The sequence below is a fragment of the candidate division KSB1 bacterium genome (assembly GCA_034521575.1).
GTDB lineage: Bacteria > Zhuqueibacterota > Zhuqueibacteria > Residuimicrobiales > Krinioviventaceae > JAXHMJ01.
This window is the reverse complement of sequence record JAXHMJ010000001.1, coordinates 531,618-551,788: the sequence shown is the minus strand read 5'-3', so window position 1 is coordinate 551,788 and position 20,171 is coordinate 531,618. Positions and strand designations below refer to the sequence as shown.

Annotated in this window: 16 protein-coding genes; 9 read left to right on the top strand and 7 right to left on the bottom strand. The window is 50.4% G+C overall.

Annotated elements, in window-relative coordinates; genetic code table 11:
* The 4 genes from U5R06_02520 to U5R06_02505 all read left to right on the top strand — a co-directional run.
* A partial coding sequence (locus U5R06_02520) for a family 78 glycoside hydrolase catalytic domain (protein ID MDZ7721714.1) occupies window positions 1-1,765 on the top strand: 1,765 nt, incomplete at its 5' end.
* A 12-nt stretch (window positions 1,766-1,777) separates the two neighbouring features.
* Window positions 1,778-2,155: a hypothetical protein gene (locus U5R06_02515; GenBank protein MDZ7721713.1), complete on the top strand. Its 378-nt coding sequence runs from the start codon at window positions 1,778-1,780 to the stop codon at window positions 2,153-2,155.
* On the top strand, window positions 2,142-4,001 hold the full coding sequence (locus tag U5R06_02510) for a metallophosphoesterase (protein ID MDZ7721712.1): 1,860 nt from the start codon (window positions 2,142-2,144) through the stop codon (window positions 3,999-4,001). The genes U5R06_02515 and U5R06_02510 overlap by 14 nt, the downstream gene beginning before the upstream one ends.
* A gap of 25 nt (window positions 4,002-4,026) precedes the next feature.
* Window positions 4,027-5,451, top strand: a complete 1,425-nt coding sequence (locus U5R06_02505) for a hypothetical protein (GenBank protein ID MDZ7721711.1) — start codon at window positions 4,027-4,029, stop codon at window positions 5,449-5,451.
* A gap of 406 nt (window positions 5,452-5,857) precedes the next feature.
* On the opposite strand, the gene U5R06_02500 is transcribed toward U5R06_02505, so the two are convergent.
* From U5R06_02500 to U5R06_02480, 5 genes are all read right to left on the bottom strand, one after another.
* The gene (locus U5R06_02500; protein MDZ7721710.1) at window positions 5,858-6,013 is read right to left on the bottom strand and encodes a hypothetical protein; all 156 of its coding nucleotides are present in this window, start codon (window positions 6,011-6,013) and stop codon (window positions 5,858-5,860) included.
* 951 nt (window positions 6,014-6,964) lie between these two features.
* Entirely contained in the window at window positions 6,965-7,342 is a 378-nt protein-coding gene (locus U5R06_02495) for a PIN domain-containing protein (GenBank protein MDZ7721709.1), read from the bottom strand.
* Window positions 7,339-7,575 (bottom strand): type II toxin-antitoxin system prevent-host-death family antitoxin, encoded by a 237-nt coding sequence (locus U5R06_02490; protein ID MDZ7721708.1) that lies wholly within the window; start codon window positions 7,573-7,575, stop codon window positions 7,339-7,341. The genes U5R06_02495 and U5R06_02490 overlap by 4 nt, the downstream gene beginning before the upstream one ends.
* A 178-nt stretch (window positions 7,576-7,753) precedes the next feature.
* On the bottom strand, window positions 7,754-10,762 hold the full coding sequence (locus tag U5R06_02485) for a glycosyl hydrolase (GenBank protein ID MDZ7721707.1): 3,009 nt from the start codon (window positions 10,760-10,762) through the stop codon (window positions 7,754-7,756).
* Window positions 10,763-10,830: 68 nt separating this feature from the next.
* On the bottom strand, window positions 10,831-11,820 hold the full coding sequence (locus U5R06_02480; protein ID MDZ7721706.1) for a hypothetical protein: 990 nt from the start codon (window positions 11,818-11,820) through the stop codon (window positions 10,831-10,833).
* Window positions 11,821-12,034: 214 nt separating this feature from the next.
* On the opposite strand from U5R06_02480, the gene U5R06_02475 reads away from it, so the two are divergent.
* The 5 genes from U5R06_02475 to U5R06_02455 all read left to right on the top strand — a co-directional run bounded on the left by U5R06_02475 (window position 12,035) and on the right by U5R06_02455 (window position 17,785).
* The gene (locus U5R06_02475) at window positions 12,035-13,168 is read left to right on the top strand and encodes a hypothetical protein (GenBank protein ID MDZ7721705.1); all 1,134 of its coding nucleotides are present in this window, start codon (window positions 12,035-12,037) and stop codon (window positions 13,166-13,168) included.
* A 148-nt stretch (window positions 13,169-13,316) separates the two neighbouring features.
* Window positions 13,317-14,216: a site-specific DNA-methyltransferase gene (locus tag U5R06_02470; GenBank protein MDZ7721704.1), complete on the top strand. Its 900-nt coding sequence runs from the start codon at window positions 13,317-13,319 to the stop codon at window positions 14,214-14,216.
* A complete protein-coding gene (locus U5R06_02465; GenBank protein MDZ7721703.1) occupies window positions 14,213-14,830 on the top strand; it encodes a BglII/BstYI family type II restriction endonuclease in 618 nt (205 codons plus the stop codon). Before U5R06_02470 ends, U5R06_02465 begins: the two co-directional genes overlap by 4 nt.
* Before the next feature lie 69 nt (window positions 14,831-14,899).
* Window positions 14,900-16,849 (top strand): cellulase family glycosylhydrolase, encoded by a 1,950-nt coding sequence (locus U5R06_02460; protein MDZ7721702.1) that lies wholly within the window; start codon window positions 14,900-14,902, stop codon window positions 16,847-16,849.
* A gap of 81 nt (window positions 16,850-16,930) precedes the next feature.
* A complete protein-coding gene (locus tag U5R06_02455; GenBank protein MDZ7721701.1) occupies window positions 16,931-17,785 on the top strand; it encodes an aldo/keto reductase in 855 nt (284 codons plus the stop codon).
* A 102-nt stretch (window positions 17,786-17,887) separates the two neighbouring features.
* On the opposite strand, the gene U5R06_02450 is transcribed toward U5R06_02455, so the two are convergent.
* Together U5R06_02450 and U5R06_02445 are read right to left on the bottom strand one after the other, a co-directional pair.
* The gene (locus U5R06_02450; protein ID MDZ7721700.1) at window positions 17,888-18,160 is read right to left on the bottom strand and encodes a hypothetical protein; all 273 of its coding nucleotides are present in this window, start codon (window positions 18,158-18,160) and stop codon (window positions 17,888-17,890) included.
* 52 nt (window positions 18,161-18,212) lie between these two features.
* Complete coding sequence (locus tag U5R06_02445) at window positions 18,213-20,120, bottom strand: sodium:solute symporter family protein (protein ID MDZ7721699.1); 1,908 nt, start codon at window positions 20,118-20,120, stop codon at window positions 18,213-18,215.
* Window positions 20,121-20,171 lie beyond the last annotated feature (51 nt).

Below are 20,171 nucleotides of genomic sequence, written 5' to 3'. Positions count from 1 at the left end.
TGCGGATGTACCTGGTTCGGTTCATATTGTTTATCGGTCTCATCAGGAGCTACCGGAATTTCTCGGCCCCTGGCAGGGACAGAACCGCGGCGTTACGGCCGGGAATCCCGCCTGGGACATGGCCTGGCGGATGCCCGATTCGAATCTCAACCTTCCGTCCCATCAGGTATCGGATATTACACTGACTGATGAATCCGCGCTTGTATTCGACATGGGCGGCAAAATTCTGGGACGCATTTTCATCGAATACACCGCGCCTGAAGGAACCCGCATCGACATCGGATTTGCCGAGGATCTGACGAGCGACAGCCTGGCCTCGGTGCTCAAACGTCCCGGTATTTACACCGCCACCCGGCATATCTCCGCTGGCGGCTCCCAGCGCCACGAGACGTTCAAACCCTACGGCGCCCGCTATCTGCAGGTGAATGTAACCGGCAACAGGGGACCGGTGACCCTCAAGCGTCTGGGCATGGTCAGTCAAATTTACCCCTTTGAAAAAATCGGCTCGTTCACCTGTTCCGATCCCCTGTTCAATGAAATCTGGGAGCTGGGCTGGCGTACCTTGTTGGTATGTGCTGAAGACACCTATACCGATACGCCGTTCCGGGAACGCGGATTGTACGCGGGCGATGCTCTGCCTCAATTTGCCATCACTCTGGCCGGCAGCGGTGATCCGAGACTGATCAAATACAGTCTGGAGGTGTTTCAGGACAAATATCGCGGCATGTTTTATCCGGATAAAGAAAAATCCGGGGACGAGCCCGGACTGTTGTACGATTTTCCATTCATCACTCTGGAATATTTCCGCTGGTACGTGGACTGGAGCGGCGATATCGAGTTTGCAGCCGAATTGTATGATAATTATCGATATATGGTCGAAAACGCAGTGGACAAACAGCAGAAAAACGGTCTGTTTGCAAATCTGCCGGCGTTTGTGGAATGGACACGCATCGACAAGCGCGCGCAGTTGACCATGATGCAGTCGCTGCTGGCGCGCTCGTTCGAAAACATGGCGCATCTGGCGGCCAAACTCGACAAACCTGACGACATGCACCGCTATAAACAGCTTGTACAAGAAACCGTTCAGGCGGTCAACCGCCTGTGCTGGGATGAAAAACGCGGCGCCTATCGGGACGGATTCAAAAATGGCGAGCCGATTGATCATCATTACCCCATTTCCAGCGCCTGGATGTCGTTGAGCGGATACAATTCGAAACCGCGTGAGACGATTCTCACTGATTTTTACCGGACAGAACTCGCGGACATCGGTGAAATCTCACGCGCGCGCAAGGTCACACCGTACGGCGGATTTTATGTGCTCGGCGCCCTGTATCGTCACAACCGCGCGGATATTGCCGAAAGGTTCATCCGGCAGTACTGGACACGCATGATCCTGAATCACAACGATACGGCGTGGGAAAATTTTGACGACGGCAGCGGCCCGTCTTCAGGACAGGGCACCCTGAGTCACGCCTGGAGCGGCGGTCCCACTTATTACATGACCACCGATATCCTCGGCGTGCGCCTGGGATTCCCCTGCTTTTATTCCCCGGATACCGTGCGCATCGAGCCGCTGGCCGAATCGATCACCTGGGCCGAGGGTACGGTGCCGCATCCGGATGGCGTGGTCGAGGTACAGTGGCGGGTCAAAGGCGATCAGCTATTCCTCAATTATACAGCGCCTGAAGGCGTCACCTGTATTGTCAAACCGCGCGGCCGTTTGGCGGACAAACGCCTGTGGATCAACGGTTCATCGGCACATTAGAATCAAGGAGTCATGATGAAACGAAGGACTTTTATCAAAGGAATCAGCGCCTCCGGGGTCCTGGCATACGCTGCGGGAAATGCCAGGGCATCCGGACCGGACTGGCGCTATCCAACACCCGCTGCACTCGCGGACGCTGTTCATGCGGATGGACAGATCTGTGTGCGCATAGAGTTTTCAGCTGCGGATTCGAGATCTGTGGATTATGAAACTGCCGTTCGGGTTTCCGGCGCTCATCTGACAAAAATACGTCCGTTCTTTTTCAGCGGCAACGATACATACCGTCCAGACGGACATATCAGCGGCACCAGCCAGCCAGCCGCATCGCGATATTGTGGTGCTCTGGCTGGACCATGCCTCAAAAGAATCCGAGATTTTGATCAATACTGATAAACCGGTGCGTGTTTCCCTCGACTCGATTCTCAAACAGGGTACGGTAAATGAAAAACGGGGACATCTGGCCCTGGCATTCAATTTTCTCCTGGATCATGAGATTGGCAAGCTCAAACTCACCGATTTTAATGCGCGCCCCCCCGGTAAACAGTTTCACATCATCGCCATGGCCGATCCCCAGGGCGGAGACGCGTTTGCATTCGACAACCTGCGCACCCGCATGCGCATCCACAACGCATTCATCCAAGAAAGCGTGGCCCTGGTAAACCGTCTGCCGATCGATCCCCTGTTCAGCGTGGTCATCGGCGATATCGTCGATGCCTGGGGGTATCCGGAGGACTTTGAGCAGATGCGACAATATCTGCAAAAACTTGACATGCCGGTGCTGTACGAACTGGGCAATCACGAAACCGAAAACAAAAGCCCGTTTTCTCCGGGATACAATATGAAGCTGTTTGACAATTATTTTGCCGCGCAGAAACGCATGAATGGCACGGAAAACCTTTTATATTCGTTTGACGCCGGCGACTGGCACTTTATCGTCTGGCCGGACCCGCTGCGCGACGAATTCTGGGAGACGCATCCGCATTATTTCGAATGGCTGAAACAGGACCTCGAGGCGCATCAGGATATGCCGGTCATGGTGTTTCAGCACGTGCCGTCGCATCCGATGGGCATCAATCCCCTGATCAATTACTGCGAATCCGTATCCGTCAAACGCCTGTTTCTGGACACCCTGGCCGAACACGGCAATGTCAAATACGTGCTCAGCGGACATGTACACATTCCGGTGCGCGCGTCCTTCAAAACCGCCGTGTCCTACAAAGGCATGAACCTGATCAACCTGCCGGCTGCCGGCTACCGGCCGCGCGCGTTCGGTGAATCGGACTGGTACGGCGGTCCCTCACAGGGCGTAGCGGTGATCGAGTTCAACGGCCGGGATGCTGAAATCACGTTTAAATGCGTTACCGGTGAAGAATATACCTATCCACAAGACCTGCCGGAATTCGATGAGAAACGCTATCCGTTGTGGTTGAACCCCAAATGGGATTTGGCCGCTGAAAAACAGGTTGTGAACGGTGATTTTACAGACGGACTCTCAGGCTGGAAACAGCGGTATGTGTATATGGAAGACGAAAATCCGTCCAATATCTGCGAGGTGCGCGCCGCGGACCGGGAACATCTACATTGCCTGTATCTGTACAGCCGCTGCCGCGGTTATCAGGCGCCGGGACAGGACCGCTGGCCGCAGGCGCTCAACAAAGCGGTTCAGGCGATCCGGGTTGATCCCGGTGAAACGCCCCTGATTGAGCTGGATTATAAACTGGACAAAGAACACTGCGACTTTAACGGCGTGTGCGGTGCCTATGTTTGGATCGAAGGTTTTGAGGGCAGCGTCAAACTGCTGAACATGGTTTATTCGCTGCACTGGATGTGGTATAATATGGGCGGTAAAGCCGGACTCTTGCGCACCGTCCCGCCGGTACAGATGGATTTGAATGCGGAAACCGGACGCTGGCACCACGCCGTACTGAATCCGAAACACGATGACCGGCAGTTCAATGAAAATGAACCTTTTGATACATCCGGACTGGACCGGCTGGTGATCAGCATCGGTACCTGGAATATCAATGACGGCGATGAACAGCCGTTTGCCGTTTACATCAATCGTGTGCAGCGCCGCAACGGCTCGGTGCTCAGTTCGGTGAACGGCGTCAAGCTGCAGCCCAAACCCAAAGAGAAACAGTGGTGGCGCAGCAAACTGACACCGTTCACCCATACAGCCGGCGAACATCGCTATGTACTTGAAATGGATAGGAATTACAAACCGGAACAGGAATAGATTCTCACATGTGAGGAAATACACCATGAACGAAAAGAAAAAACGCGTCAAACATCAGGAATTCGAGCGCGACCGCGTCCCGGACAAAAATCTGCTGGGATTCAAAAACTTTATCGGCATGTACGCCGGAGAACACTGCGCCGGAACCGAGCTCATGATTGGGCCACTGTTTGTGGCTGCCGGGGTCAGCGCCTTTGATATCGTTTTCGGTCTGCTGCTCGGTAATCTGCTGGCTGTATTGAGCTGGGTGTTCATCACGTCGCCTATTGCCACCCGCGCGCGACTGACCATGTACTATCATCTGGAACAGATCTGCGGATCGCGGCTGGTGCGTATTTACAATCTGGCCAACGGCGTCATGTTCTGTTTTCTCGCCGGCGCCATGGTCACGGTATCCGCTACCACTCTGGGTATCTGGTTCAATTTTCCCATGCCGGGACTCAATGATATGCTGCCCAACAGTCTGGGCTGGATTCTCAGCGCTCTGGGTATGGGTGTGTTGATCGCTGTGGTGGCTGCCTACGGTTACCGCACCGTGGCCAAACTGGCCAACATCGCCGCACCGTGGATGGTGCTGGTGTTTCTGGCATTCGGGCTCATCGGTCTGCGTCAATTCATCAATCTCACCAGTGTCAGCATTAACAATATCGGCGATCTGTGGGCTCTGGCCCGCGATCATATCTGGACCGGCGGGGACCCGCTTCCGGGGCAGGTCAAATTCACGTTCTGGCACGTCACCTTTTTCGCCTGGTTTGCCAACCTCGCTATGCATTTGGGTATGGCCGATCTTTCCGTACTGCGCTTTGCCAAAAAGACCTGGTACGGCGTGGCTTCAGCCGGCGGTATGTATGTGGGCCATTTTATGGCCTGGATTTCAGCCGCCATTCTTTATGCCCTGCAGCTGTACCAGAACACAGCCGACACCAATGTGCTGCCCGGTCCGATGGCTTATAAAGCGGCCGGATGGGCGGGACTGTTATGCGTCATTATCGCCGGCTGGACGACCGCCAATCCCACCATTTATCGCGCCGGACTGGCTTTTCAGTCCCTGGTTCCCAAATGGTCGCGGTTCCGGGTCACCCTGATCACCGGACTCATTGCCGCCGTTGCCGGTATGTTTCCGGCTATTGCCATGAAACTGCTCGATTTTGTCGCGCTGTACGGCATGCTGATCATGCCCATGGGCGCGGTCATCTTTGTCGATTTCTGGCTGCTGAAACGTCTGCAGCTGCAGCCCATGTACGCACAAAAAACCGGCACCTCATTCCACTGGGCGGCGTTCCTGGCCTGGATTCTAAGTTTGGCCCTGTGCGTGCTCATCATGACTTTTCTGGGACTGCAAATCTATTTTGTCAGTTTGCCCGGATGGATTGCCGCAGGATTGATTTACCTTGGACTGAGTTACTGGATTCAAACACAAGCCCATGCGAGGATTGCCCATGAAGCTTAGATCATTATCTATTGTATTAAAAATCATCGGATATTTGTCTCTGATCCTGCTGATCACTGCCCCGGCCGTGTACGTGTTCAAAGGTGTGGATCCTGCAAGGCATGCATGACTGGATGATCATCGCAACTCTGATCTGGTTCGCCAGCCAGATCATCCAGGCGATGTTGCAGCCGCAGCTGCAAAAATAGCGGCTGTGGTGGATTGCAGTGGGTGCTCTGAAGATACACCAAACAGTGGGTTGATTCTTTGAGGAGGTTCAGTGCGATGAGTGCACAGGAACTCCTTTGTGCAGATCAATCGAATCAGAACATCAAGCCACTGTTTGCCTCTCCCCCCTACTCGGCCTCGCGCACCACATAGTGCTTGCTGCGGAATCGACACACAGCAGCTGCCAGAATGCCGCAGATTACCGTGCTGACCGGGGTAAAGGTGCAGTGCGCTTGTAACCCAGCATACAGGCTTTGCTCGCTCCGGCTTCCGGGATCAGTGTGCTGATGGTCGCCAGCGTAAAAAGAATCGTCAATCCCATCAACAGACCATAGCCTTTTTTGCGCTGTTCCATTCGTCCTCCTGCATGATTATAAGAATAGTTGGTTAAAAGATGCTTGAATGATTGCATGAAAACGATTAAAATCACGTTTTAATGTAAGAAAAATCTATAAAATAACAAACACAAGGATTGCAATTGATAGAACATAATTTTTTAAAACAGTATGACAGGTGTGGCGCCCAGTATCCGTGATGCTGTCGTGCAGGGACATCGGGCCCGACATACGGAGGGTGATATATGAGGTTGTCTTGAAAAAAATTAGTCCGGGTTCATCCACAGCGATAGTATCATTAATGACGCTTTTTCTTTTCCCTCCTTTTCCAAGGAGGGACGCTTTGTCAGAGGCGGACGCAGTCCGGAATCTGACAAAGCCGGGTGGTCCGTGCAACGTATCGCCTGCAGGTGGGTTGCTGCTGTCAAACGACGTGCCCGGAATGCGCGATTCCTGCCCAGATGCGAAAAATTTATACGTAATCAAAAGCAATACTTGTAATCATTCGGACTGGGTTTGCATAGGGACAGTCGCGGCTACGGTTACAAGCCTACCGGCTGATTCACCTCCGAGCGTTGCTTGTTCTTTCCCTCCTTTTCCAAGGAGGACGCTTCGTCAGAGGCGGACGCAGTCCGGAATCTGACAAAGTCGGGTGGTCCGTGCAGCGTATCGCCTGCAGGTGGGTTGCTGCTGTCAAACGACGTGCCCGGAATGCGCGATTCCTGCCCAGACGGATGCTTCTATACCTTTTCAAAATTGTGCCGCTTCCACTCGTCGCACAATGGAAAATTGTACGACGAGGACAAGTCTGAAATCAATTGCGCGTGGCGGCACAGCTGTCACTTTCCCGCAGACCGCCCCGGCGTCAGACACTGGGGCTTGGAAACAAAAGAGAGCCAAAGGGCTCCCTATCGCCCGGTATCACATCCTGCGCTATCCCCTGTCAGATATCTGAAAAAGACTCCCGAACTTTACGGATGAAATATATTTAACTCTATTTCTTTTATACATTTATAATGCTTTTCATTGCCCGTGGTTAGAGGCAGAGCGTTGACAGCTGCTGTGGCGGCTATCAGAGCATCTGCGATCTGTAAAGCATGGCTCAGATAATGCCGCTCGATATAGAACATGGCCTTTGTCGAAACAGCTTCAGACACATACAAAGTCTTGCAATCCCAGTGATAGAGTGCGTTTCGCAGGGCGTTTAATTCCCTCTTGTTCCGCATACCTTGAACAAGCTCCATATAGGTAATGACAGAAATATTAAACGAGTCTGTGTTCTCCAAAACGGATTGGGCTTTTAGATTACCTCGCATATACCATATGAGAATATCTGTATCAAAAATCACAGGTTTCTGCCTTTTCTCTGGTCACGCACATATTGATTAACGTCTTTGATATCATCGCGATCCTCCCAGATCGCAAACAAATCGACAGATTCCCGATCTACATCTGTTCGGTCAATGGGGATTAGCTTTGCACGCGGTTTGCCTCGATAGGTTATGATGACATCCTCACCGCGTGATACCGCCTCAAGCAACTCCTTGGAGTGAAACCTGAGATCTTTTGCTGTCGCTTCCATTACACCTCCTTGGTTTATACTTTTAAATATAAACTCTTGCAATGAAACATACAAGGAAAATATGGCAACCAGCAATCATGATCCAGGACTTGCCTGAACATCACTGTTTTCATCAAAATCGGGTCTCCAGGCATTTAGATATTGACGCAACACTATTCCATAAACTGTAACGCTTATTTCACTTTGGGGCACCTTGACTTTCGACTTTTAGACTGTGCACTTTGACCGGCCCCAGCAGCCCCGATTCCGGCAGCTGATAATCTTCATTCGGCACCTCTTGCATCGGCACCGCCCAGGCATTGGGCAGTCGGGTGATATTGGTGCGGGTGATGCGTTCACTTGGTGTCAGTCGGGCATCACCGGCCAGCCGGTTGGCCCAGGTATTGGCAATCTGAATACGCAGAATATTCTCACCGGAACGCAAAAAATCGGTGATATCACAAGCGTACGGTTCGCACCAGATGACATCCGCAGGTTTGTCATTGACAAATACCTGTGCGATTTTTTCAACCCGTCCCAGATCCAGTAGCACACGATGCTCCGGTTGTTTTTTCAGATCAAAACTGCGTTCATATTCAGCAACCCCGGAGAAAAAACGCACCGCATCATCCGGGTGCAGAGACCAGGAGTACAGACTGTCCATCCGGATCGTACCTGGTCCTTTTTTTGATTCGGGGAACGTGACGCTCCAGGCGCCTGTCAGAATCTTTGGTTCTTGAGGCTCATCAACTTTTAAAACATACAAAACGGAATCCGCCTGTAACAGTTGATACTTTCCGTCTTGCTGAAACACCAGCGAACCATCCCTCATTGTGGATGGAACATACGCCATATCCGAGGGAATCGCCGACGGATAGACGGTCAGATCATCACGAATGACCGATGTGATATGTGATGTTTCTTGACCGTCCCGAAACACCACAAACAGGGAGCCGTGCCCCGGCAGCTGCAGGGGGACATATGTACGGCTGCCCGCATGCGTGTAAATCGGCGCCGGCATACGCGTTCCGCTCAACGGATTCCAGAGTTCCGGAATGTTACCGCAACGGAAATCGCCCTGAATAGTAACACTTTTTTCAGGTTTGTTCCGGACAAAATATACATCGGCATACCGGGTCCGGCGATGAATATAATCCACCTCACCAAAGTCCAGCGGACCGGTAAAGGTAAAATCCGGCTCTACACCGCGTTCCAGTAAAATATTGCGCAGGGGTTCGCCCCAGACGATCATACCTTTTCCATATTCATGCCGGGTGACGGTCTCACCGTCTGTTTTGCCCCACAGTCGATCGGCAATAACACGGATTTCGTTTTCACGATCTTTATATTGATACAGTCCGTGACTGGTTTCGGGTTTGCGTCCCATCACCACAGCGCCCTGCTTGACCAGCAACTCGAGTTTTTTCAAAACATTCAGATTCATATGCTTCCAGCCGGGCAGCACCAGGACTTTATAGGTTTGTCCGTGCGGCAGGGTCAGTTTTCCGTTTTCTACCGTTAAGCGATTGACCAAAACATCCATATTGGTGACGTCGTAATCATAACCAAATCCCAGATGCGGGTCCATATGCTTGGCCGGCACAAAATTCGGCGCTTTGTCTCCGTAATAATACAGGACATCACCGACAAAATTGCCCTGCTGCAGCAGATAACTGCAGCGTCCCAGATACTGCATCCAACTGTCAGCCAGCGGCCACCAAACACGTGTTTCATGCATCAGGGTGCCAAAACTGTAAATCCAGCCGGGTTCGCCGGCAGCCTCGGGGGTGTGCGGCCAGGTGTGAAAAATAATGCGGTTCAGTCCCTCACAAAAAGCGCGGTCCGCAGTGGATTTCAAATCACCGGGACCGTATTGCCACAAATAGGTACCGGTAAACGCTTCGGCTTCAACATACGTCTGATCGTAAATATGCGCCGCGCTGGCCACACCTTTGATCACCTGCAGCAGATCGATCATTTCGTCATTGCGGTGCTGCTGCCAGAACTCGCCGCGCGGAAACGACAGCACACCGGATGATTTTAACGATTCAAACGGACAATTGTGAACGGGTTGTCCCGGTCCGGCTGCCTCGGCAACGAACTGGATGCCGTGCTGCTCACAGATCTCGCGGCACGTTTTGTAATGCCCGTCAATAATCATATCGGATAAGAACAGATCGTAATCATACAGAAACCGCCGGGTGATCTCTTGCGATTCCACCGTATAGCCGAGCAGCGCCGGAATATACGGGGTCAGATCATAGTGATAACGGTCTCTGAATTGGTTGATAAAATGCGGTGACCATAGCTGACCGCGCACTTCATAGCTGTCCGTGTATAGATATTTCAGCGCGGTCTGGCTCAAATCGCCCAGTTTTGCTTCCAGTTTATCGAAAAAATAGTCGAGATGCGCGGCCGCCGCTTCGGGGTTGAAATGATCGATCATGGGGCCGTGCGAGTTGGGTGTGGCTGAAATCATCGGCTGTCCGGTATTGGCGCACACCGCTCGGATGATCCGCCAATCGCCCGAAGGGGCGTCCCATTCCAGTGTTCCATGCATGAATTTATCAGACACATCATAAATATGTTTTATAGGTAACATCGAATCCACGGATACAGGAATAGCAAGAACGGTGATCTCTTTGGAAAATACCGGTTCTCCATTTTCCTGGCGCGAAATAATCGCCTCTCTTTCCCGTCCGGGCTTTCCGGCTTTATCCGGCAGCTTGGGGAAGGGCAGATCCACTGTGACGGGTCCCGGCCCTTGTATCGTAACAGACGAGGTAAACAGTCCCATGGTTTGATGCTCCGGAGCGGTCCAGGCGCCGCCGGCGTTCCAGCCGCTGGAAATGATCAATCCGATATCCAATCCCAGTCGTTCCGCTTCTCTCAGCGCATGACAAATCGCATCCACATACGGTTCGCTCATGAACGCCGGACCTTCAGGTACGATATGATCTTCATCCACCCGGCTTGCCACATCCCAAATATCAAACCCGCCCAGTCCTTTGGCATGAGCAGCTTCCAGTTCCCGTGTAATTTCAGCATGGCTAAAATTACCGTCCACCCAGTCCCAGAGCGCCCGCGGCCGCGCCGGCAGCGGAATAGTATCAAATCCGGCTGCGAGCTCTTCAAATTCAGGAAAATCAGCAGAAAATCCAAAAGTACTGATCAAAACAGCAAACAGAACAAAACACTTGTATCTCATGGCACACCACCCTGGTTGCATACACAATTTGAATTGTAAGAGAATGTATAAAAAAGATGCGGCATCTTTCACTGCCATTCCAGCCTTGCCATCCAGATACCGTCTACCCGGTACGCGGCAATATGCTGCTGCCCCTGCGAATCAGTAATGATTTCAGGCGCCCAGCAGCGATGCTGCCACACCCCATCTTCAAGATTAACCACTTTATGCTCAAATGAAAACGGGTCCTGGGAATAAAACACCTGCAGCTGTGCAAACAGGTAATAACCACTCTGCCGTTTGACGACAAACGGGCTCTCCGCGAATTCAAAGGGATAAATGGGTTCCGGTATATCAGAGACACCATCGTACACGCATACCTGTTTGTGTTGAGACCACGGACCGGCCAGAGACGGTGCCGTACGTGCTGATACGCATTGCGGCTCGACAGATGCGTCCGTGTAATAGGCAATCCACTTTCCAAATCCGGCACGATCATCGAGAAGCATCATATCGCGTCCCATATCAAAAAATTTGTGACGGCCCCGTTCATCCGCGGCATATTGCCAATTACGACCGTCCGGACTTTTAAGACAAAAAGCCCCAGCATTATTGTGAAACAGATAATATTGATCATTTAAAAAGACACAATGCGGCGCCTGCAGTTTGCCCTGAGCCGTATAAGGCGTATCCTCTAAACGGCGTCCCAGAACATCCATACTGTCCTGAATGCCGGTGGTCCAGAATATCCCGTTTTCCTGCCAGGTAGTCGTATGATAGCGTCCGTTCATCAGATGCGTTGTATCCCTGAGCGCAGCGCTGGTCCATTCGTACAAGAATCGATGACTGCCGGGATAGGTATTCAGGCGCACGCAGGCCATCAGATGCCAGACCTGTTCTGTATCCTGAAACATTGTAAAGTCACAGACACTGTTGTTGTGGTGGGTATAGGTGTAAGGTGAAATATCAGGACGGGTATCACAGATTTTCCACCAGGAACCCGCGATAACAGGGATTTCCGGAGATGCAGCTGAGACACATAATACTGAAATCAACAGAAACAAAAGCAATGTTTTCATAATACCTCCCGGACTAGATCATGCAATGGTCGAATATAATAACTTTTTGTCAAAAATACACACGATCATTCAGTTTATACTCAAAAAATCCGACTTTTTCTTGATATCCAGTACGGAATTGCTTATTATAACATTCAAATCTTTAATAATTATATCAAATCACATACTTAAACCCGGCTGTGCCGGGAAACAAAGACTTGACAAGGACAAGATTATGAAAACGGTTTCAAAAGGCTTGATCCTCGCGTTTGTATTATTTCTGCATTGCAGTGATAATTCACAGAAAAATCAATTATTGTTTCAGGATTCCCTTGCTCCCTCTCCATCATCCGCCTGGAACACCCCGCCCGACCGATTTTTAGATATCAACAGCCGCAAGGTATTTCACCTGACCCCGAAATCCGATCCGACAGAGCATCCCTGGGTCGGCGATTCTACCTGGACCTGCTACCGTATCGAAATCGAAATGCTGGCGCCCGATTCAGTGCGGCGCAATTTTGTCGGACTGGATTTTCACGTGCAGCCGAACGGCGTGCAGAGCAACAACATCGGCTTTTTCGTCGGCGGTGATCCGAACCTGCCGCGCGTGTTCGAAGCCGCCGCACACTGGTATAGCGGAAACGTATCCTGGAAATTGTGGCCGTTTGCGTCCAGCACGGCCCCGCTCCCCCAATCGGAGTGGATCACCTGGCGTCTGGATATAGGCCGGGATTTTGCCAATATTTACGTGAACAATGACTCCCTGCCCGTGTATACGGCGCGCGATCTGCCGTTTTCATCCGGCGGCGTGCGCCTTTGGGAGTACAATGGGTCGGCGCTTTTCCGGAATCTGAAAATCACCCGACTGGACAGCGCTCAGATGACGCCTCTGCTGCCCGATCCCTGGGCAGAGGCCCGACAAAAAGAACGTGTACAGAACTGGCAGATCAGCCGTGTTTACCCGCAGGATATTTCATCGCAAGCATTGGAAACCTCGGAAGCAGACTGGCGGCGTCCGGTCGTGGACGCACGCGGTATCGTCAATGTCACCGCGACCTATCCGCAGCAGCAGGACAAAGGCACGGTGTACGCAACCGGTGACCTAACTTGCGACACGGACACCTGCCGCATTCTGCATCTCAGCTATACCGATCAATTGACTGTATGGATTAACGACGTTCAGGTATTCGACGGTCCGGCGCGCGGCTGGTACGATCCGGGACGAACTCCCATGGAAGGCTTTGGGCGGCTGCTTCCGGATCTGTTCCAAATCCGCATAAATCTCAAAGCCGGTGCTAATGATATCCACGTGCGCCACCTGATCAACGAACCGCAGTTCGGCAGCGGGTTCTGGATGGGTCTGGAATAGGTTTATTATTTTTGCTGTTTAAACTACTTGATATTTAGCCGACAATTTATAGATTAGAATAGTAACAATGATATATTTTTAATGTGAGGTTAGAATGAAAATCAAAAAACCCCTATTTGATCTTATTGACCCAAATATTAAATACAAGATGATTAATGAAGACACTTTAAATGCAATAGATGCTATTCGAGATATTGATTTTGATCTTATTATTACTTCTCCACCTTATAATATTGGTAAATCATATGAAACCAAAACAACGATAGAAAAATATTTGCAAACTCAGGAAAAAATCATCCAACAATTAATAGATATATTATCCGAACAAGGCAGTCTGTGTTGGCAGGTTGGCAACTTTGTACAAAAAGGAGAAGTTTTTCCGCTTGATATTTATTATTATCAGATATTTAAAAAATATGGTCTAAAATTGAGAAACAGAATCATTTGGCACTTTGGCCATGGGTTACATGCTTCTAAACGGTTTTCAGGCCGTTATGAAACAATTCTTTGGTTCACAAAAAGTGACGACTATATTTTTAATCTGGATTCTGTAAGAGTACCATCAAAATATCCAGGGAAAAGACATTTTAAGGGACCCAATAAGGGCAAATTATCTGGGAATCCACTGGGAAAGAATCCATCAGATATTTGGGAAATAGTAATTAAAGATTGGGAAAATGAATTATGGAATATTCCAAATGTTAAATCCAACCATCCAGAAAAAACAGAACATCCGTGTCAATTTCCTATCGAATTAGTAGAACGATGTGTATTAGCATTAACAAACGAAAATAGTTGGGTGTTAGACCCATTCGCTGGTGTGGGTTCTACTATTATAGCATCATTGAAAAATAACAGACATGGAATAGGTATTGAAAAGGAAAAATCCTATTGCAATATAGCTAACAATAGAATTCATGACTTGAAAGAAGGTCAATTGAAAATAAGACCAATTAATAAAAAAATACATACTCCATCAAAAAAAGATAAAGTCGCCAAAATCCCGGAAGAGTGGCAACAATTAGAACTAAATGGATATCAAAAATGAAAATTGCAAAAAAGTATTCTCATTTGAATGGAGAAGAATTCTTAATCGTTCATAAAAATAATTTATACACTGAAATAAAAGATGTCATATCTAAAATAAATGCAAATGATTTAAAAACGAAAATAAGCAAAGAGATTCCTAAAAAAGGGAAAAGCCTCTATAGTCCTACAGCCATCAATAAGGCATTTAATAATGAATTTTCGAAACTACAATTGTTTGAAAGCCGTTATAATTATTACATTACCCTAAACAGAGAATTGATGGAAAAAAGTATATCAATGTCTCCATCAGAACAAAAAAAGTTCTTGGAACAGCATGGTGAAAGTAATCCCATCTACAGCTATAATCAAACTGATTTTGTCAAGGATAAAATCGCAGTTGAAGTGCAGTTCGGCAAGTACTCATTTGTAGCATATGATTTATTCGTAAAGCATATGTTGTTCTATTCGGGTGGTGTAATAAATTTAGGCATTGAAATTTTACCAACTAAATTCATGCAACAGCAAATGTCAAGTGGAATTGCTTATTACGAGGGTGAAGTCTATAACGTCATGCGTCAAGGAAGAAATAACCCGCCAGTGCCACTACTGGTATTGGGAATTGAGCCGGAATGAGAAATATATAGTTGAAATTGATTCATGACTGAATAAATATTTCCCAGTCATTGTCCTGAAAGGAGAAATATGTATCGTATCCTACCCCTCATCATACTCATTGTAAACATCATCTCTGCAGCCGAGCTCCCCTTTCAGCGCGGCGTCAATTTAACCCAATGGTTCCAGGCCGCTGAACCGCAGCAGATTCATTTTACCCAATTCACCCGAACCGATTTTGAAAACATCCAGAGCCTGGGCTGTGATGTGATTCGTCTGCCGATCAATCTGCATGCCATGACCGACGGCGCTCCGGAGTACACTCCGGACCCGCTGTTCCTGCACATGCTGGATCAGGTGGTAAATTGGGCGGAGGAGCTGAACCTGCACCTCATTTTGGACAACCATACCTTTGATCCTGCCGTGAACACATCTCCGGATATCGAAACCGTGCTGGTTCCGGTCTGGATGCAGATGGCGGAACATTATCAACATGCGTACGGCAATATCTATTACGAAATCCTCAATGAACCGCACGGCATTGCCGACAGCACCTGGAACCGCATTCAGCAGACGGTCATTGATTCCATCCGCAGTATTGATTCGACGCATACGATCGTCATCGGTCCGGCGGAATGGAACAGCTACAATAACCTCAAATACATGCCCGACTATGATGATGAGAATCTGATTTATACCTTTCATTTTTACGCGCCGCATGTGTTTACGCATCAAGGCGCCACCTGGGGCAGTCCGTCCCTGGGCTCACTGGCCGGTGTGCCGTTTCCCTTTGATGCAGCGCGTATGCCGGAAACGCCGTCTGACCTCAAGGGCACCTGGGTTGAATGGGCGTTGAATGATTATTCGAATCAGGGCTCAGCCGCTTATCTGCAGCAGCAAATGCAGACAGCAGCCAAATTCAAAAATGAGCGTGATATTCCGATTTTTTGCGGCGAGTTCGGCGTCTACATGCGCAATGCAGATTCGCAGGACCGGGTGCGCTGGTACGAAACCGTGCGCACTTTGCTGGATAATAACAACATCGGCTGGACCATGTGGGATTATACCGGCGGATTCGGATTGTTTGAAAAGAACAGCAGTGAATTATTCGATTATGATTTGAACGTACCGCTGCTGCAGGCTCTGAATCTGAATGTGCCGCCGCAAAAGACTTTTGAAAACACGCCGGACAGCTCAGGGTTCAGTATGTATACCGATCACATCAGTGAAAATATCAGGGACGCCAGCTGGGTGGAAGGACCGCTGAGCTTTTATCATGATACAGCGCCATATTCCGGCGACTTTTGCATCTACTGGGCCGATGCCAATCAGTACAATCATCTCAGATTTGATTTCAAACCGGATAAAAATCTGGTCTCTCTGATTGATCAGGCGTATGCGCTCGATTTTTACGTGCGCGGTGATACGCCCGGTACCAGCTTTGACATGCGTTTTATTGATACCAAAACAGAGAAAGCGGATGACCAGGAATGGCGCATGCGGGTGACGGTGACGGACAGCCTAGCAGCCTGGGACAACACATGGCAGCACGTGCAGATTCCCTTGAGTCAATTCACAGAACACGGTGCCTGGGACGGCAGCGCCTGGCACAATCCCCAGGGAGACTTTGACTGGGCAGCGGTAGATGTGTTTGAGATCGTGGCCGAACAAAAGGCGCTGACCGGTGCGCAACTCTGGTTCGATGAAATCAGAATCCTGGACCCGGCCGCGACAGGTATCGAGGGCCATTCGAATAAAATCGACGATTTCAGCCTCTACCCCAATTTTCCCAATCCGTTCAATCCGCAAACAACCATACGCTATCATCTGCAAAAAACAGCGCATGTATCCATACAGATTTTTAACGCCTCGGGCCGGCTGGTATCGACACTCCGGCAGGACAGACAATCGCCGGGCACCCATTCAGTCATTTGGGATGGACGGGACCACAGCGGCCGCCTGGCCGCCAGCGGGGTTTACGTTTGTCGTTTGCAGTCAAATAAACAAACCAAAACACAAAAAGTGCTGCTGATCCGCTGATTCCTGATGAAATAATATTAAACGATTCTCTGTTTATAAAATAACTGGAATCATTTAATAGAATTTTCGCAAGGAGTCTCTATGAAACGTCGTGAATTTATAAAGTATACAACAGCCGGCGCTCTGGCCGTAACCGGACTCCCCGGTCTGGCAGGCGCCGCAAAAGCCAAATATGCAAGTGATAAAGTCATGCTCGGAAACACCGGTATCCAGGCCTCGCGGCTGGCCATGGGAACCGGCACACATGGTGTGAATAAAAGTTCAGAACAATCCCGCGATCTGGGCATCGAAGGCGTGGCCGATCTGCTGCAGGCTGCCTATGAGCAGGGGATCAATTTTTGGGATACAGCCGACCAGTACGGCACACATCCGCACGTCAAGGCGGGTCTCAAGCGCGTTCCGCGCGAAAAAGTTGTCATTTTGACCAAAACGCATGCCACAACCGCGGACGAAATGAAACGCGACCTGGACCGGTTCCGCAAGGAAATGGACACGGATTACCTGGACATTATGCTGCTGCATCTGATGCGCGATCCCAAATGGCCGAAAATCAAGGCCGGCGCCATGGATGTGCTCAGCCAAGCGCGCGAAGACGGCATTATCAGGGCGCACGGCGTGTCCTGTCATACACTGGGCGCCCTTAAAACGGCAGCTGAAACCGACTGGGTGCAAGTCGATCTGGCGCGCATCAATCCGCGCGGTGTGATCATGGATGATACGGTGGAAACCGTGGTTCCGATTCTGAAAAAAATGCACCAGGACGGCAAAAGTGTTCTGGGTATGAAGGTCATCGGGGCCGGACGCCTGCGCGATCATGTGGATGAATGCCTGCGCTTTGTACTCGATCAGGAGTATGTGGATGCGTTTACCATCGGTCAGGAAGATGAAAACGAAATGATGGATCTGGTCAAACGCATTCCCAAATGCAGTGTATAATACGGGAGGGCTCGCCATGATGCGGGCGGTGTCAGGGCGTGTTTCAAACGACCGGCTGATCATTCAGCCGGTCGTTTTTTATATAACCCGTATATTAAGCCGCTACAATATTTGCCCGCTGGATAAATTCTGCATTTGGGACAATTTCCCAGCCGGAACCGAAAAGCGTACGCACTTTGTTCCTGAGCCAATCCGGGTGTGGGGCAGTCGAATCCTATGTTTCACTCCACTCCCCTGGAACAGGCCAACACCCGGCGCAGGGAGCGCCGGAAACAGATAGCGCATCTGCGCCTTGTGCGCCACAATCACATCCTGAGCACCTTTGTCAAAACGGATGCGCACAAAAAAATAATCATCAAAGCTCCAGAGATTCAAGGATCACCGGATCGGGAAACAGCTTGATTTTCAGCGCTGGCTGTGCGGCAATCTACAAAACAGATTCTTCAGTCTCTTCTTGCCGGGATAAATCGCGATAAATGATATACGCAGCCACAGCGGCGATGAGCAAATACGCAGCAGCCGGGAGCCATTCGGCAAACAGCAGTTTACCGGTGCCGAACAGGATCGAATAGATCATGACAACTCCGCACAGCCAGTCGATAAAAAGATGCCCGTAACCGGAATCCGGGGTCACATCCGGCAGTTCCCTGGAGACAGCGCGCCATCCCGGTCCGCCGGGATGCACGCGGCGGTAAAACGCGTGCAATTTATCACGCTTCACCGGTGTGGTCAAAAACGTGACCACAAGCCAGACCATGGTGGTGCCGAGTACCGTGGGATACAGTGTAATCGGCGACTGCATGCCAAATCCGTAGCGCGCCATCGGATAAATGATCAACGGCGCGATCATCGAGCTGATCTCGGACCAGGCGTTGATACGCCACCAGAACCAGCGCAGAATCAGCACCGCGCCCATCCCGGCGCTGGCATTAATAATAAACTCCCAGGCACCGGAAATGGTGTTCAGGAAAAGCCGGGTGATCACCAGCGAGAGTATAACCAGCACAACAATAGAGATACGGGAAATCAGGACATAGTGCCGCTCCCCGGCTGTTTTATTAATAAAGCGTTTGTAAAAATCATTGATCATATAGGAGGTGCCCCAATTGAGCTGTGAGGCAATGGTGGACATGTACGCTGCGAGAAAAACAGCAATGAGCAATCCCAGCAGTCCGGTCGGCAGATAACGCACCATGAGTTTCGGGTACATGATACCGGGATCGACGGTATTTTCATAGGTTTCATACATAAGCAGAAATTCCGGACTATAGGCCTCATTCTCTCCATGAATGAACACCTGATCCGCATAAGCCTGTTCCACGCGCTGATAGAGTTCAGGATTCTGCTGCCGCAGCACGTCCGTATCATTGACACGCGGCAGAAGAACCACAGCCGACAGAGCCACCAGGATCCACGGCCAGGGCCGCAACGTATAGTGCGCAATGGCAAACCACAGAGTGGCAAACAAACTGTTTTTCTCATCTTTGGCCGACATCATGCGCTGGGCCACATAGCCGCCGCCGCCGGGATCCGATCCGGGATACCAGCTGGACCACCACTGCAGTCCGATATGGGCCAGAAACGCGCCGGTAGTCAGGGCCAGCGCACCACCGGTGACACCTTGTGCGGACACATCGCCGATTTTCGGAAAAAAGCTCAGCGTCTCCGGGGCAATGGCGTTTTTCAGCGCCACCGTACCGCCGATCTGCGGCAATTTCAGAACGATCACAGCCAGCACGATACAGCCGAGCATGGCAAACACAAACTGGAAGCTGTCTGTGCGGGCCGTACCCAGCAATCCGGATGCCGATGCATAGACCGCGATAATGCAGGCAGCAACAACAACAAGTAAAAACGGATCCACCCCGGGAATGGTGACGCTGACAATCTTTTCCATGGCCTTGTGCACCCATCCCAGGACGATAATATTCATAAAAAGTCCCAGATAAATAGCACGGAAACCACGCAGAACTGCGGCAGGTTTGCCGGAATAGCGAAATTCAACAAATTCCACATCGGTCATGATACCGGAGCGCCGCCACAGTTTTGCGAAAAAGAACACGGTCAAAATCGCACCAATAGCCAGATTCCACCACAGCCAGTTGCCGGCAATGCCGTTGCGGGCCACCAGTTCCATGACCGCCAACGGGGTGTCTGCGGCAAAGGTGGTCGCCACCATGGCGGTGCCGGCAATATACCAGGGCATATTGCGGCCGGAAAGAAAAAATTGTCCGGTATCCTTTCCGGCGCGCCTTGCATAATAGGCGGCAATGGCAAAAATAATCATAAAAAATATCACAATCACGCTGATATCGATCCAGTGCAGCTGCGTCATGTCATTGATCTCCTTAAGCCGTAAAAAGCCCGATGTTCAGGCCGTTGTATG